At 29.8% G+C, this 16,142-nt stretch carries 13 protein-coding genes; 11 read left to right on the plus strand and 2 right to left on the minus strand.

Annotation, left to right across the window (positions count from 1 at the left end; genetic code table 11):
* Positions 1 to 221 precede the first annotated feature (221 nt).
* Both ACZ098_RS00810 and ACZ098_RS00815 read right to left on the minus strand, forming a co-directional pair.
* Positions 222 to 512: a GIY-YIG nuclease family protein gene (locus tag ACZ098_RS00810; protein ID WP_487309828.1), complete on the minus strand. Its 291-nt coding sequence runs from the start codon at positions 510 to 512 to the stop codon at positions 222 to 224.
* A 1,117-nt stretch (positions 513 to 1,629) separates the two neighbouring features.
* The gene (locus ACZ098_RS00815) at positions 1,630 to 1,854 is read right to left on the minus strand and encodes a hypothetical protein (protein ID WP_487309829.1); all 225 of its coding nucleotides are present in this window, start codon (positions 1,852 to 1,854) and stop codon (positions 1,630 to 1,632) included.
* Positions 1,855 to 2,470: 616 nt separating this feature from the next.
* Between ACZ098_RS00815 and ACZ098_RS00820 the strand changes: the two genes are divergently transcribed.
* From ACZ098_RS00820 to ACZ098_RS00870, 11 genes are all read left to right on the plus strand, one after another.
* A complete protein-coding gene (locus ACZ098_RS00820; protein ID WP_487309830.1) occupies positions 2,471 to 3,223 on the plus strand; it encodes a hypothetical protein in 753 nt (250 codons plus the stop codon).
* A 343-nt stretch (positions 3,224 to 3,566) separates the two neighbouring features.
* A complete protein-coding gene (locus ACZ098_RS00825; RefSeq protein ID WP_487309831.1) occupies positions 3,567 to 5,600 on the plus strand; it encodes a hypothetical protein in 2,034 nt (677 codons plus the stop codon).
* 148 nt (positions 5,601 to 5,748) lie between these two features.
* Positions 5,749 to 6,600, plus strand: a complete 852-nt coding sequence (locus ACZ098_RS00830; protein WP_487309832.1) for a DUF4328 domain-containing protein — start codon at positions 5,749 to 5,751, stop codon at positions 6,598 to 6,600.
* A gap of 153 nt (positions 6,601 to 6,753) precedes the next feature.
* On the plus strand, positions 6,754 to 7,092 hold the full coding sequence (locus ACZ098_RS00835; protein WP_487309833.1) for a nucleotide pyrophosphohydrolase: 339 nt from the start codon (positions 6,754 to 6,756) through the stop codon (positions 7,090 to 7,092).
* Positions 7,089 to 9,293, plus strand: coding sequence for a DNA/RNA helicase domain-containing protein (locus tag ACZ098_RS00840; protein ID WP_487309834.1), 2,205 nt, complete (start codon positions 7,089 to 7,091; stop codon positions 9,291 to 9,293). The genes ACZ098_RS00835 and ACZ098_RS00840 overlap by 4 nt, the downstream gene beginning before the upstream one ends.
* A gap of 137 nt (positions 9,294 to 9,430) precedes the next feature.
* Complete coding sequence (locus ACZ098_RS00845; protein WP_487309835.1) at positions 9,431 to 10,666, plus strand: hypothetical protein; 1,236 nt, start codon at positions 9,431 to 9,433, stop codon at positions 10,664 to 10,666.
* Between the two features lie 3 nt (positions 10,667 to 10,669).
* Positions 10,670 to 11,701 (plus strand): hypothetical protein, encoded by a 1,032-nt coding sequence (locus ACZ098_RS00850; protein WP_487309836.1) that lies wholly within the window; start codon positions 10,670 to 10,672, stop codon positions 11,699 to 11,701.
* Positions 11,702 to 11,708: 7 nt separating this feature from the next.
* Entirely contained in the window at positions 11,709 to 13,571 is a 1,863-nt protein-coding gene (locus ACZ098_RS00855; protein ID WP_487309837.1) for a hypothetical protein, read from the plus strand.
* The gene (locus ACZ098_RS00860; protein WP_487309838.1) at positions 13,564 to 14,067 is read left to right on the plus strand and encodes a CinA family protein; all 504 of its coding nucleotides are present in this window, start codon (positions 13,564 to 13,566) and stop codon (positions 14,065 to 14,067) included. The genes ACZ098_RS00855 and ACZ098_RS00860 overlap by 8 nt, the downstream gene beginning before the upstream one ends.
* 2 nt (positions 14,068 to 14,069) lie before the next feature.
* Entirely contained in the window at positions 14,070 to 15,320 is a 1,251-nt protein-coding gene (locus tag ACZ098_RS00865; protein ID WP_487309839.1) for a phospholipase D family protein, read from the plus strand.
* A gap of 18 nt (positions 15,321 to 15,338) precedes the next feature.
* Entirely contained in the window at positions 15,339 to 16,142 is an 804-nt protein-coding gene (locus ACZ098_RS00870) for a hypothetical protein (RefSeq protein ID WP_487309840.1), read from the plus strand.

Raw genomic sequence — 16,142 nt, forward strand, 5'->3', positions numbered from 1 at the left:
GCTTGCCGAACTAAGAGAAGCTAATCGAGAACTTTTGAAAAAATGAAACCTATGCTTCCATGTTCTCAATTAACTTCTTTTCACTACTACCGTCACTTCGAGTGATTTTGTGTTTTAAAAACGATAGTTTTTGAAATATAAAATTGTATCGAGAACTTATTTGCAGAACATTAAAGCTACAAAACACAAACGCTACACTACAATCAATTCGATTATCAAAACTATTTAAAGTTCTTTTTAGCAAGATTAGGTAGCTCGTCGTAAAGTTCGTTAATCAGAGCTTCTTTCTTCGCTCTAGACCATTTTTTTATTTGTTTTTCTGTTTCTATTGCCAAATTAATATCCGTAAACTCGCAGTAAAAAACCAATTCTAATGGTCTCCTTCTTGCAGTATAACAATCTGGATAAAAGCCTGTATTATGTTGAAACATTCTTTGTTCAAGGTTACTTGTTACGCCTGTATAATAACTATTATCAGCGCATCTTAAAATATAAACATAAGATTGTTGCATAAAACAAAAATAGAAAATAATTTATATTAGTTCTCGATTAACTTCTTTTCACTACTACCGTCGCTTCGAGTGATTTTGTGGAATGAAATGGATCAAAATTAACCCGAGACTTTTTTGCCGAACTGAGCGTAGCTAATCGAGAACTGAGATTTTCAGTAGCTCTCGATACATTTTTTATAAAATAGCTAATCGCAATTTTATAAAAAACACTCGAAGTGACGTTGGTAGTGAGTTGAAATTCATTATTCAAAAGTTCTCGATACATTTTTTATAAAATGGCTGAACGCAATTTTATAAAAAACACTCGAAGTGACGGTGGTTGTGAATTGATGATTAGAATATCAAAGTTTAAGTGAAATTTAAAGCTACAAAAGACCACTATACTACTAACGTCACTTCGAGTGATTTTGTGTTTTAAAAACGCTAGTTTTTGAAATGTAAAATATTATCGAGAACTAACTTACACAAAAGTTCTCGATTAGCTTCGCTCAGTTCGGCAAGCATTGGGTCAATTTTTATAAAATGGCTAATCGCGATTTTATAAAAACCACTCGAAGTGACGGTGATGGTGAATTGATGATTAGAATATTAAAGTTGAAGTGAAATTTAAAGCTACAAAACACCACGATACTACTACCGTCACTTCGAGTGATTTTGTGGAATGCAATGGAGCAAAATTGTATCGAGAACTTTATAGCACTAAACTCCTTTTCATTACTATCGTCGCTTCGAGTGATTTTGTGGAATGAAATAGATCAAAATTAACCCGAGACTTTTTTGCCGAACTGAGCGTAGCTAATCGAGAACTGAGATTTTCAGTAGTTCTCGATACATTTTTTATAAAATGGCTGGACGCAATTTTATAAAAACCACTCGAAGTGACGGGATAATGATAAATTGAATTGTGGTTTTATAAATGTAACGTTGCCATACGGTAGCGAGTTGCTTCGTGCTTATTTGATTTTAATCTTTTATAAAGTTGAAAAGCTTGTGACTAACCAATTTGTTAGTTGAATGATTTCGCTTTGCATTTTGGAGGTTTTACAAAACGCGAAATCGTAGCGATTTTAGAGACTAGTGTAGTAATGGAAAGGAAAATAGAAATGGTTTTAGCGTATTATGCTGCAGAAATTCTTGTTTTTGTTCGAAAAGGTATAAGGTCTTCAAGTGGAATTCCAGAATACAATGAGTACTCAGTGAAGGTGATTTTACAGCGCTTTTCTTCTTTTTTAAAGAAAACACGCATGTCGTTCATCCGCTGTGATGCGGTTCTTGCTGAACATTCTTCTATGTTACTTATGTCATTTGTAGTAATACAAATTCGTAATAAATGGTTTTTCATTCTTAACTCCCTTTCGATTTCTTGTTTTTCTGATGTAGTAATTCATAGTTATGGTTGGTTAATTTTAATTTGTTGATTATGGCAAATTTAGTTTAATAAAGTGCTTCTTAAAATTGATTTTTAAAAAAAACCACGAAAGTTTTTAACAAACTTATTAAATAATTAACAATTTAAAACCTACATTTTTTTGTAGCCCTTATTTGGCTTGGTTTCATCTTTATTTTAGGTAAATGGCTTGTTGTTTACCTTTTACAGGATTTGAAATGCGTTTTTGATACCTCACCTGTAATGCATCTATACTTCATCTATACTTCTGGCATACACTCGGCATACACTCTTCATACATTCGGCATACACTCCTCATACACTAAGGGATTCTTTTACTACAATTTTAGTATTTTTTTATTACTATCATCGAAAAATCTATTTTATTGATTTTAAATCACTTAAGCTTATATTTCGGCAAAAACGGCAACTTAATGCATTTTTGGAAGTATTCGGTTAAAAACTGTTATTAGAGCAAATTGATACTGGTTTGGTGCGTAATCGGCAAGTTTGACAAGTGCGGATTTGGATTGAAAATATCTTTGTCTCATAATTTTAAATATATATCATTATGGCAAAGTTGAGAAGCTTGATCAAGATGGAAGGTACGATGGATGATCTTACCTTTTACAAAGGAACCGATGGATTCTTTGTACGCACCAAAGGAGGTGTAAGTAGAAACCGCATTATGAACGACCCGGCGTTTGCTCGAACACGAGAGAACGGAACTGAGTTTGGTAGTATTGCAGGTTCTGGAAAATTGTTGCGGTCGGCACTAGGACCGATGTTGTTTAAAGCGAAAGACAGTAAACTGACGAGTAGGCTTGTGAAAGTTATGGGACAGATTAAAAATCTGGACACAGTGAATTTGCGTGGCGCTCGCAATGTGGCAACTGGATTGAATAATTCGTTTTCGGTGGCTTTATTGGAAGGATTTGACTTTAATGCTCGTGCTGGGTTGAGCACGGTATTGAACGCTCAGGTTAGTGTGGAAGTAGTGGATGGCAGTATCAGTATTGCGGAATTTGATCCATTGCAGCAGATGCGCGCTGCCGATGGTGCTACCCATTTTAGTTTGCAAGCAGGTTATTTGAAAGTTGATTTTGCCAATGCTGTTTATGAGTTGACGCAAAGTGCCGAACTGATTTTTCCTCTTGCACCTGGATTGATTGCACCTGTGCTTACACCAACAAGTGTTCCTACAGTAGCAGGAACAGGTTTTCATGTATTGTTGATTGAATTTTTTCAAGAAATTAACGGTGTGAAATACATGTTGAACAACGGTGCTTTTAATGTTTTGAATGTGGTGAAATTGAATTCGTAATGTTTTTTAGTGTTCAAAATTAAAATCACATTTGTAGCTTTTACAGCGTAAAAAATCTTTTTAGTAACTGCGAGAAGCGTCCTTTCTATATGATTGGACGTTTTTTTTATGCTTAATTCGAAACCAATTTTATGAATTAATCAAAACTTACTGCTTTTAAAAAATTTAAATACATCTTTTTTTCAAATTATTGAAAATTCCACAATTCTTAAAAAAAATACGTACTTCATTGAAAATCAGGTATAAATACGGGGTTAAAAATTAAAATTTATCATTAGTTTTGTTGTAGCTATGAAAATTTTTATTGAAAAATTAACAAATGTAAACCTTAACCTATTTACTTATGAGAAAATTTTTAGCTATTTTATTTCTTTTTACAATTACAGTACAGTCGCAAAACACTTTTGATGAAATTAAAAATTTAACCGTATCTAAAAAAAATGATATTGAATATAAATTGGGACGAATTAGGACCTTTGCCGCAGTTATACCCAATTATAAAAATTCGCAGTCTGAAAAAACTCTTGATAATTTGGGATTATTTATTAGAAATCCGTTTGATCCATCTATAACTAATTTTTCCTTGGTAGTTGCTTTGAAAACACTTGAAGAAGTGATTTTAATCACGCCAGAAGCGCAAGTAGCAGCAATGATAAAAGGCGATCCAAACAAGGGTACTTATTTTGATACTGATAAAGATGGGATAACCGACAATTTAGAAAAATTAGAGCCATTAACTTCCGTTCTGCCGACTGGATATTCATTAAGTACCAAAATGATTGATGCTGTTTCGAAATTCTTAGTGGAACGCACGAAACAAGAATTGACACTAACATTTTATGAAAATTTTAAAGGTGAATTAGAAAAAGACTATACTATTAAAATTGATGACACGCATTCCATAACATTCCAATTTAAAAATCTTTTCCCCAATACCTATTTACTCTTTAAGAGTAAAAATTATTTCGAAACTCCATCACTTGGTCAAACTTGGATCATCGCATTTAATAAAGATTTAAACGCTTTGCCTTTTAAAATTGAAGAACAAATTCGTTCAACAGCAGGACTTTCTAATCTAAAAGAGTTTCATTTTGCTGTAGTTTCTTATGATCTATTGAAAGAAATTAAAAATGGAGTTCATCCAAGTATCGTATTGATGGAATTAAATGAACGATACAATGTTACTACCAATTATGTATATGAATATGAAATAGACAAAATTATTGGGTTGTTGCACTTGCTATCAGAAAATCTATCTAAAGAGGAACCCATTGGTTTTAACAAAGTTCGTACATGGATTAACGCTACAGATTTAAGCAATTTAACTGAAGAACAAACTAAATATTTGATTGGCGCAATTTATCAAATGGGTAGAGCTAATGGATTGTTTTCAAAGTTGAAAATTAATACTATCCCTATTGAAAATTTAATTACACAAAACAATTACAAATTGTTATACACATTAATTAGAAAAACGGTAACCAATTTCACTAGTATTTCAAACAAATTAGATAGTTTAAAACAAGATTCACAAACTAATGAAGTAAAAAAATACATTGACTATCTTTCTGCCTTTTATAGTGTGTTTGATCAAGTACTTGAAAATTATTACACATCGATGAATAGTGCCGAATACTATAACTCTGATTATTATTTGAAGTATAAAAAAATAGCTGATGATATTATACTTTTTAATAAGGCGTCCAATGAAAACAATTATGCTGAATGCTTATTAATAACGACTAGTTTTCTACAGCATTTAATTCCTAAATTAGAAAATGACAATGAGATCATCAAGAAAATAACATTTTGTGGTAACTTTATGATTGATGTATTAAATACTGCAAAAAACAATGGTGATTTAAAATTAGTAATCGAAAAATATGTGATGCCAGTTAGTTCCTACAGAATAAAAAGACAATTCAAATCAAGTTGGGATGTCAATGCCTATCCCGGTTTGTATTTGGGCTATGAATTTTCTGGCAGTAATAGCCTGAGCTATGGAGTAACCACACCTATTGGTTTTTCTTATTCTTTCAAGAACAAAAATAAGTTGAATGCTGATTTAAAATCGAGTTCTTCAACTCTTTTTCTATCTGTAATTGATATTGGAGCTCCGTTTAGCTATCGTTTTACCAATGATGAAGCTGAAGGTTTACCGGAAGATATAAAATGGGAACAAGTATTTTCGCCAGGTTTCTTTTACATTTATGGATTATCTAAATCTCCGCTATCATTAGGCATTAGCGCACAATTTTCTCCATTACTTAGAAAAATTAGTACCAACAATGAGTTGGACAGTAAAAACATTTTTAGAATTGGTTTGTCACTTTTAGTTGATATACCTTTATTCAACTTAAAAACCAGTACTAAATAACTATAAGCACCAATTGTTTTAAAAACCGTAAAAGCAACTTTACGGTTTTTTAATTTTGTCAAAAACTAACTGTAACCAACAAAAACTAGAATTCTTGCTCAAACAAATTATTTTTGATAGGTTTGACAAATCGTAACCACCAATTGCTATGACCCACGCACAACTAGAACAATGTAAAGCTTGCCACAACAGAAAAAAAGGCACTTTTGAAGGCGATATCCTATGTTCCATCCCTGATTTTACTCCGAAAGACGATGCCGCTTGTATACATTTTGAACAAGACAAACTACGCCTTCCTTCACTCTCCTACCCAACTGCCGCTTTGAAACCCAACGCCAACAGAGCGAAATATGCCATGATCGCTATTGCAGTGGTCCTGTTTTTGGATGTAGTTTCGGCACTTGCGGACTATTACCAATACAACGTCCTGATTGATTTGCAAGACGGTATCTTTGTATCTGACGACAAGCTACAGAACAACGATTTGGTGCAACAAGGTATTGCTATTACCTACAGTGCAGCTTTTATAACCAGCGCAGTGTTTTTTATCCTGTGGTTTCGTAGAGCCTATTATAACCTTGGAGTTCGAACCGAAACTACGTATTACAGTGAGGGTTGGGCTGCCGGAAGTTGGTTTGTACCATTCATCAGCTTGATCCGACCGTTCCAGATTATGAAGGAACTCGATGAAGATACTAGCGAATTACTCGGTAAAGCGAGCAGCAATGAAGTCAACACCAATTCGTTCCTAATTGACACGTGGTGGACGCTTTGGATCATCACCAATTACATTGGGCATACCGTGATCAAACGGGTGTTTCAAGGAGAAACCATTGAAAATTACATCAATCTCACACTGCTTGACCTGACTACGAGTTGTTTTGGAATACCGCTAGCACTTGTTACGGTATACATGATTAAAAACTACGCCACCAAAGAAGCGGCCTTAGTTGCAGAAGAAAATAAAATACTGCAACCACTATCCAGAAATGCTTTTTAAACATTTTTTTAAATAATTTACCCCAATTACGGAAAACCGTAAAATGGTAGGAATTGCGTTTTTTATATTTGGTGCAAATCAGGTAGAACTACGTGGATATAACTTGCCTAAACCGATTATATTTGCTAGGTTTGAACTAATAAATAAATCCTTATGGAAAAATATAAAGAAGTTATTGACGAGTTAATAAAGTTTCGAGATGCTAGAGATTGGCAACAATTTCACGATTCTAAAAATTTAGCCTTAGCAATTTCCATTGAAGCGGCAGAACTAAACGAACTTTTTCTTTGGAAAAAAGGAGAAGAAGTTGAAAACCTTAAAATTGACCGATTGAAAGAGGAATTGGCAGATATACTTTCTTTTTCATTCCTATTGGCAGAGAAACATAATTTAGATGTTTTTCAAATTGTATTAGATAAAATAAAAAGCAACAACGAAAAATACCCAGTAGATAAAGCTAAAGGAAATGCAAAAAAATATAATGAACTATGAATATATCGTTCGAATTATCTATAGAAGTTTCTGAACAATATGACTTTAATAAAGCCTCATTGCATAAAATCGAACAAAATACTTGGGTTAAAAACCAATGGCCTTTAGTTTATTTTATTCAAAATGATACGCAACGAATTGCTTATGTTGGCGAATCAACAAACGCTTCAAATCGAATTAAAAACCATTTGGCAAACCCAAAAAAAGCCGATGTATTTAATAAATTATCTATTATTGGCAGTGATAAATTTAATAAATCAGCAACATTAGATATTGAATCTAATTTAATACAATACATCACGTCAGAAGGTACTTTTCAACTTCTTAATGGAAATTACGGATTAATCAATCATAATTATTATCAACAAGATTTATACAAAGACCTTTTTAAAGAAATATGGAATCAACTAATTGATAAAAAGATAGTCAGTAAGTCACTTTCTGAAATTGAAAATTCCGAACTATTCAAATATTCACCATACAAATCCTTAAATGAAGACCAATACGCATCTGTACTTGAAATTTTAGACGGGTTATGCGTGAAGGAAACCAATAGAATATTTATAAAAGGAAGTGCTGGTACAGGAAAAACGATACTTGCCACTTATTTAATCAAATTACTGTATTCTGATATTTACGAATCGGGTTTAGAAGAATTTAATGACGATGAATTAAAAGAGATAAATTATATAAGAGCTTTTCAATCCAAATATCCCAATGCAAAAATCGGATTAGTTATCGCTATGACCTCGCTCAGAGAATCGTTACAATCAGTATTTAGGAAAATCCCAGGACTCAAGGCTTCAATGATCTTGAGCCCATCTGATACTTTCAAAATAAATGAAAAATATGATTTATTGATTGTAGATGAAGCACATCGTTTAAGACAATACAAAAACATTGGCTGGCTAGGAGCATTTAAAAAGAATAATCAAAAACTAGGACTAGACGATACTGGGAATGAATTAGATTGGATTTTAGCAAACAGTAAAAATCAAATATTTTTTTATGATGCTGCGCAATCAGTGAAACCATCAGATATTGATGAAATTCATTTTGATAAATTGTTGAACGACTCAAACACATTAAATCTTGAATTAAAATCTCAGATGCGAGTAAAAGGTGGTAACAATTACATTTCATTCGTAGATGAATTGCTCCATGTAAAACGCAGAACTATCGAACCTTTTAAAATCGAAAATTATGAATTACTAGTTTTTGATTCAATGAAAGATTTATATGAAGAACTTGGTAAAAGAGAATATCTATATGGCTTAAGTCGCTTAGTTGCTGGATACTCCTGGCCATGGTTGTCAGACGCAAGGTTAAAGCCATCACCAGAAACAACAGACATAGAATTAGATGGACTAAAATTCAAATGGAATTCTACCCAAAAAGATTGGGTTAATTCACCAAATGCATTCAAAGAAGTTGGAAGTATACATACAATACAAGGTTATGACCTCAATTATACTGGAGTAATTTTTGGTAGAGAGATTGATTACAATCATGTTACAAGAGAAATTGAAATAAATCCAAAATTATATTTTGATAAATATGGAAAAAATGGAGCCGATGCATCTAATCTCAAAGCATACATTATAAACATCTACAAAACAATAATGTATAGAGGAATAAAAGGAACTTTTATCTATGCTTGTAACAAAAATCTCAGGGATTACTTAAAAGGAAATATGGAATCATTCAAAATCGAAAAAGTTCCTTTTAGAGTTTTGCCTTTTGACGATGTAAAACCATATGTAAATTCTGTCCCTCTGCTTGACATTACTGTGGCGGCTGGTAATTTTAGCGAATTACAAATTCATTCAGAAATGACTTGGATTGAACTACCCATGCACGTTAGCGCAAAAGAAGGCTATTTTGTATGCCAAATAGTTGGTGAATCAATGAATAAAAAAATTCCTAATGGTTCATATTGTCTATTTAAGAAAGATTTTGGTGGCACTAGAGATGGCAAAATTGTCTTAGTACAACATTATTCCATCCAAGATCCCGATTTTGGAGCTAGTTGCACTGTAAAAGAATACCGCAGTACAAAAAAAATAGAAGATGAATCTTGGAGTCATGAATCTATTACATTAAAACCGCTTTCAAACAATTTAGATTATACTGATATAGTACTGAGCAAAGAACAATTAGTTGAATTGAATGTTATGGGAATTTTTGAGTGTGTTTTATAATTTTTTAGTAAACAAGAAGAACTTAAAAAAAGTCATGTTTTTATTAATCTATAAAATATTAAAGTAACATATATTTTAGTTAATAATTAAGTCAAAATGAAATTTTTAAATTAAATGAAATTATACATAGTTTTTAAATGGAGAATATAATAAATATTACGCAAGAAAGTGAGAGTAAATTTACTTCTTTTAAATTTTACAACCGTCTTTTAAAAGAGGTTTCCTTTTATTATAGAGAAAATAAGTATTATAAAGAAACTAAAAACCCACCTGATTTTTCTTTTTTTGAGAAATCATTTATTGACCCTATTACTCTACCTTTGATAGTAACTTTGGGAGAATATTTAAAAAAATTTCATGAAAAAAGTAGTCCTGAAAACTCAAAAATCAAATTATGTTTAGATAATGATCTCCATAATAATGATATTCTTAAATTCTTGAATTCTTCAGATTTTTTTAAAATAGTTGGAAATGATCATAAATATGGAAGAGATATTTTTTCATACGATTCAAGAATGCTTGGTGCTTTTTCAAACAAAAAAATTCAAAATCCAGATCATAAAGTTAGAGGGTATTCATTAAATGATGACGATATATGGTTTAATTTAATTAATACAGAAGGTAATGAAAATAGAAGAGATTTTCTAATTCAATATTTTACTCATATTGTTAATGATCATTTCAAGCTACTACTAAATTCAACACATGCTATCGAATATAAGAATGAATTTATTGATATACTTTCAGAATTAATAACAAATGGATTAATCCATTCGGATTCTGATGCATTTGCAATGATGTTTACCAACCAGCATAAAACAACATTTTCAATATCAGATTGTGGCAAGGGTTTGTATAATACAATTTCAACAAAGCCCACTGACAAATTTTATGAGGCGTTGAATTTGTTCAATATTTTAAAGCAAAATAAGAATTGTAAAATTAATGAAGCATTTGAAAAATCAGCTTATTCTATATTTGAAACATTATACTTTTCAACATTAAAGCACAGAAGAGGATTAATAGATCTAATTATTAATGTGGTAAATAAATATAATGGGACTTTTAGACTTCATAATTTTAATGTACAAATAATTATTTCATCAAGAATGTTTAATGAAATAGAACCAATTATAGCAATACGGGAAGAAATACTTGAATTATGGAATACAAAGAAATTTAAAATGATTGAAGAAAAAGATTTTGAGAAAGAAATGATTGAAAAATCAGAATTAGCTTTAAATCTTTTTGTGGCACTAGCTGAAAGCATATTTAAGAAACATAGTGAAGACGTTAAATTTTCATCTGTAAGATTTTTTAATATTAATTTTAATGGCGTTCATTTAGAAGCTGAAATCCCTCAAAAAAAATAAGTTATGGTTATATCAGCAATTTTTGACCCACAGACTGAAGGTTTTTACATTGATTTGCATGCCGAACAATCTTTTACTGGAACTTTTTTAATATTTAATGAAATTAGTGAATTCAATATAACAGACGGAATTTATCAAAGTTTATTAATGGATGAAACCGTTGAGCATATAAATGAATTTTTTGACCAATTTCAAAAAAGCAAAATGATTGTTTTAGATTTTAAAGACATTAATGATGTTCAAATGAATAAATCCGATTTATTCGCTGAATTGATAGATAAAACTGAATTATTAATTTTTAAAAACGTAAGTAAAGAAATTATTGAAAAAATAGGATTAAAAATATTTAATTCCTCATCAAATACTTTAATCGATAATAAATATCCAAACTTTTTTTTAACCAAAGATTCAAGAGATGAGGTTGAAATAAATCATTATGAGGATTTATTCAACAATGAATTATTATCAAATATAATTAAATGTAAAATTGATAAAGCAAATGATAAAAAGCATCATTCTTCATCAGTTTATTTACCAGTTTTTATAGATTTAAAAATGATGATAGTTAACAACAAATCTTTTTTTACTTATGTTGTCTATAAACTTGCTATGAAGATGAAAGAAAAATGGAACTTAAATGATAATCCAAATAAGGAATTTAAAAATCCAGTTTTATTTTGTCAAAATTTGAATAGTTCCTTTATTACTTCGTTGTTATCTAGTTTTTTAAAATTAGATATTCTCTCAATGGATCATATTGGACCAATAAACAAAGTTTATAGTAACTTAAAAAACAGAATTCAAGAAGGTTCTGATTACATTGTAATTTCTGATTTTGTTTGTCTTGGCACAGAAGTGAAAATTTGCAAAAATGTAATTAATTATTCTGGAGGAAATTACATCGGTAATGCATCAATAATAAGGGTTGAAACTTTAAAACCTGAAGATGACTATACAGACTATGAGTATGTTTTTAAAATTACTAAAAAAAATAATACTGAGATTAAATATAAAATTAAAACTGCTTTAAAATAAAATAATTATGAAGAAGAAAGCAATTATTCATATCTCAGATTTACATGTAATGTTACCAACATTAAGGAATGGGGAACCAAAAAAAGTTATCAAATCTTGGTTTAATACAGACTCAAAAGATCAAACCGTTAATAATTATTTAAATGGACTTATTACTTTTATTCAAGAAGCATATAATAGTGATGAGTATGAATTTCATTTAATAATTACAGGAGACATAACTGATGAAGCACAAGACCAAGAATTTATAAAAGCAGCTGAAATAATTAACAAATTTAAGTCTGATTTAAAAATAAGAATTGAAAACTTGTTAATTGTACCTGGTGATCATGACATAAATAGAATTGATTCTGAAAATGCATATAATAACGATAATAAAAGACTGAATTCACATTTATACAATGAAAAATACAACCGATTTGCAATTTTTTACGAGAAATTTTTTAAAACACCATTTGTAAGAGAAAAAATCATTTTAAAACCCTTGGTAGTTGATAATGTAGTTTTTATTGGAATGAATTCTAATTTTAAAATTGATTTTACTGGTGGTCTGGGGTTTATTGATGTAGAACTGTTGAAAGAAGAGTTAATTAGTATTGAAGAAAAATATAAAACTCATTCTAAAATAGCTGTTTTTCACCACAATATTTCGGCATTTTTTGAGAATAATGTTACAGGTCAATGGGATAAGGAAAATAGAGTTATTGTTTTAAAATTATTAAAATCCTTTCAATACAAAGCAGTTTTATTTGGTAATGAACATACTTCAGGTTCAGTTGAGGAAGATCAATTTTATTTTATTGGAGTAGGCTCTATAGGGATGAAATATATAAGTGATAAGGATACACTACCCTCATTTAAAGTATATACAACTAATGAAAACACTAATAACATAACACTTGAACAAGATTTATTTCATTTAATCAATAGCAATAAAAATAATGCTAGTATTTATGGAAATTGGGGAGTACAAAACACAATTCAATTAGGTGAACTAAAACAGTTTAATTTATTGATAAAACCAACATTAACAGATACCAGCACTACTGTTTCGTTATTAGAAAATGACTTGCAAGAAGAAGAAAAGCCAAAAATTGAAGTAACAAAAACTGATGATAAATATCCATATCTTAATTATTTAGATAATGAATATCACCACAAAGTGTTTAATAGAGTTAAAGAATTAAAAGTTTTTCATTCGGGCCATTTTCATTGGAGTGATAATTCAAAAGCACACAATTGGATTGAGGTTGCAAAACTACTTAATGATAAAGAAGATGTTTTGTTTTGTAAAAAAGCAATATTAGACATTATAGAAAAAAGTGAAATTGATTTTGATTTTATCATTGGTTTGGGAATAGAAGGCAATATTTTAGCATCAAGAACAGCAATGGTACATGGTGAAGTACCGTATTCATATCTTCCTTATTCATATCGTTATGAAGATCATGCAGATTATGAACAAAGGTTAAGTGTTGAAAATTCAGGATTTAAAAAAGTTTTAATCATCACAGATGTTGTACATGACGGAAACACAATTAGAAAATTAATTAACGAAAAAGAACCTATCTTTTTTAAAGAGGTTGAAGAAATCTATGTAATTTCATTGTTTTACTCTGGAAAAGATGAATACAGATTTGATTTGATTAATATCACTGATGAAAGAAAAAAAATAGAGCGACAAAAAGGTATTCTCAAGTATGAACATCAACCAATTGAGGAAAGAATAAGATTTTATTTTGTTTCAAAAATGGTTGTCGAAACTTGTCCATATGGAGCTGATTTTAGAGAAACATGTATGATTGTGAAACATAAACTAGATTGTGTCCATGAGTTTTATGATGCAAAAAAACAAATAACCAATGATTAATGTAAATATTTTTAACAAAGCCTTAAGTGATAAAGGTTTATCAATTGTTTGTGCTGAAAGTATAACTGCAGGTTTACTCTCAAGTACAATTGCTTCAATACCTGGTGCATCAAGCATATTAAAAGGAAGTGTTGTTACGTACAATAGAGAATTAAAATCAGGTATATTAAAAGTTGACCCTAGAATTATTGACAAATATACTGCAGAATCTATGGAAACAACTATTGAAATGGTCTACGGTTTAATAAATGTATTCCCAAGTTCAGATATTTATGTTGCAATAACTGGCATTGCATCTCCTTCAACTCCTGAATATCCTATAAAAGGTAACGTAGGAGATATTTTTATAGCCATTTATTATAAACATGCCCCACCAAATAAAAGGCTAATCAAAATTAAGACTAAAATAAATGAAACAGATAGAAATAAAATTAGAGAAAAAGCTGTTTTAAAAATTTTTAAATCTATTCTAAAAGTCATTAATTCTAAAAATTAATTATGATAACTGAGAAGATTTATAACAATTTAAAAGAACATCTAACTAGTGCATGTGAAATATGGATTGCTGTTGCGTTGATGAAGGAAAGTGCTTTAAATAAAATACTTGAAGCAACTCCGGAAGATGCAATTCAGCATTACATTGTTGGAATTGATTTGCCAACTTCTCCAAATGTATTTCAATTACTTAAAGATAAAACACAAGTCAATTTTGAAGCATTTGTTTATAAAAACAGATACAATTTTCATCCTAAAGTATATCTAATTAAGAAAGACCGTTCTTATGTAGCTTTTGTGGGTTCTGCCAATGCCACACACGGTGGGTTTTCAAATAATATTGAATTAAGTATTGAAATTAATCAACAAGATGTTTGCGTAGATATATTAAATTGGTTTAACTCTTTAAAAATAGACAGCCATGATATAACACAAGATTTTATTGATAAATACAAACTAAGTTATGTAAAAAACTTAGCCTTGAGATCAACTCAGAAATCAAACATTGATAGTGTAATTCAAGTACATAATATAGGTAAAACAATTAAAATATCTCCACATCAATTTTTTAGGCAAACTGATTTTGATGCTTTTGGGTCTAGCCACCAAACAAATGTCAGTACTAATTCAATTAGTATTAGAAGTAAAGTTAGGAATAGATTGATAGAATTAAACAATAAAATTATTAAACGCTTTTCTGAGTTCGGTATTTCTGATTTACATTTGCCTCTTCGCAGTAACAATTATACTTCTCAACATTTCCATTCAAGAGGAAGTAGAGCTCCAAAAGATGCTATTTGGCTAAATTATGGAAAAAGCAATACTCAACTTTCCAAATCAATTGAAAAATCATTTACTGATAATGTTAGAATACAAATTATTCTTATTAATAGATCAATTGGAAATCTTATTGGAATTTGGTTGTTCATTGGAAAAGAGAATCGATCAATAGTCGATAGAAAAAAAATGCTTTCTAACATCAACGATGCAAATTTTTTATCATTATTCTATAAATACTTAATTGACCTAGGAGCAGAATATTATATCAATATTCACTCTTCAATAATTTTTTTATCTGATATAAAAAATGAAAAAGATTTGTATGATATAATGGTTAAAGATGATTTTAAGAAATCATATTTCATTGGTAAAAATTTTAACCCAAATGATGATTATTTATCAGCAGAAAATATTGAAGAAACTGTTTTAACGGAATTTTCTAAGCTTTATAAACTTTATAATTTAATTAGATAATTCATAAATATTTAAATCATGTTGGAAAAAAATATTTACAACGTAGGAATTGATTATCTGTTAAGTCATGAAGTCATCACTAAACAAGAAATAAATAAACATTTAATACCTATCCATCAAAAACCCAATGACTTCAAAATACTTTTTGAACGCTTATGTGAAACAGCTCAAAACAAACAAATGAGTGTTAAAGTGATTGGCGGCTCTATTGGTGAGATTCATAATCTTGGCAAAGTATTATTTGATTTCGATCCACATAAAGTAGCACTAACCTATTCGAAACAAGATAGTGAACTATTGCTTGATTCAATAAAAAGTACTTTAAAACCTACTGGAAAAATAAGAGATACTAATAGAAGTCTGTGGCCATTATATTGTAAAACAGTTATTGATTCTGCACATTTCTTAGCAAATTTTGAATCAATTGAAGCTTTTTATGATTGGACTATTTTTTTTGCAAATGATACGAAATCAAAACCTGCCTTACCATTGTTAATTAGTATGGAAATAGCTGGCATAGGATTTCCTTTGGCATGTGATTTTTTAAAAGAAATTGGTTTCGAGCAATATGGAAAACCAGATGTTCATATTAAAGAGATTTTTAAAGCATTAGATATAATTGATGCTAATGAAAAGTCAAGTTCTAAACTAGATTATGAATCATTAAAAGCTTTGGATAGAATTGCTATAATTAATAATGTAAGTCCCTATGCTGTCGATAAAGTGTTTTGGTTAATTGGTAGTGGGAATTTTTATCTTTCGAAAATTAATATTAAATCAAATAGAAATATTTTCATTGAACGCGTCAAAAGTCAATTATAA

It is taken from the genome of Flavobacterium sp. SP2 (genome assembly GCF_057626655.1).

Coding starts and splice junctions, on each gene's coding strand:
- ACZ098_RS00820 (WP_487309830.1), top strand. CDS start 2,471: ATGGCAAAGTTGAGAAGCTTGATCAAGATGGAAGGTACGATGGATGAT.
- ACZ098_RS00860 (WP_487309838.1), top strand. CDS start 13,564: ATGATTAATGTAAATATTTTTAACAAAGCCTTAAGTGATAAAGGTTTA.
- ACZ098_RS00840 (WP_487309834.1), top strand. CDS start 7,089: ATGAATATATCGTTCGAATTATCTATAGAAGTTTCTGAACAATATGAC.
- ACZ098_RS00870 (WP_487309840.1), top strand. CDS start 15,339: ATGTTGGAAAAAAATATTTACAACGTAGGAATTGATTATCTGTTAAGT.
- ACZ098_RS00810 (WP_487309828.1), bottom strand. CDS start 512: ATGCAACAATCTTATGTTTATATTTTAAGATGCGCTGATAATAGTTAT.
- ACZ098_RS00855 (WP_487309837.1), top strand. CDS start 11,709: ATGAAGAAGAAAGCAATTATTCATATCTCAGATTTACATGTAATGTTA.
- ACZ098_RS00830 (WP_487309832.1), top strand. CDS start 5,749: ATGACCCACGCACAACTAGAACAATGTAAAGCTTGCCACAACAGAAAA.
- ACZ098_RS00815 (WP_487309829.1), bottom strand. CDS start 1,854: ATGAAAAACCATTTATTACGAATTTGTATTACTACAAATGACATAAGT.
- ACZ098_RS00835 (WP_487309833.1), top strand. CDS start 6,754: ATGGAAAAATATAAAGAAGTTATTGACGAGTTAATAAAGTTTCGAGAT.
- ACZ098_RS00825 (WP_487309831.1), top strand. CDS start 3,567: ATGAGAAAATTTTTAGCTATTTTATTTCTTTTTACAATTACAGTACAG.
- ACZ098_RS00850 (WP_487309836.1), top strand. CDS start 10,670: ATGGTTATATCAGCAATTTTTGACCCACAGACTGAAGGTTTTTACATT.
- ACZ098_RS00865 (WP_487309839.1), top strand. CDS start 14,070: ATGATAACTGAGAAGATTTATAACAATTTAAAAGAACATCTAACTAGT.
- ACZ098_RS00845 (WP_487309835.1), top strand. CDS start 9,431: ATGGAGAATATAATAAATATTACGCAAGAAAGTGAGAGTAAATTTACT.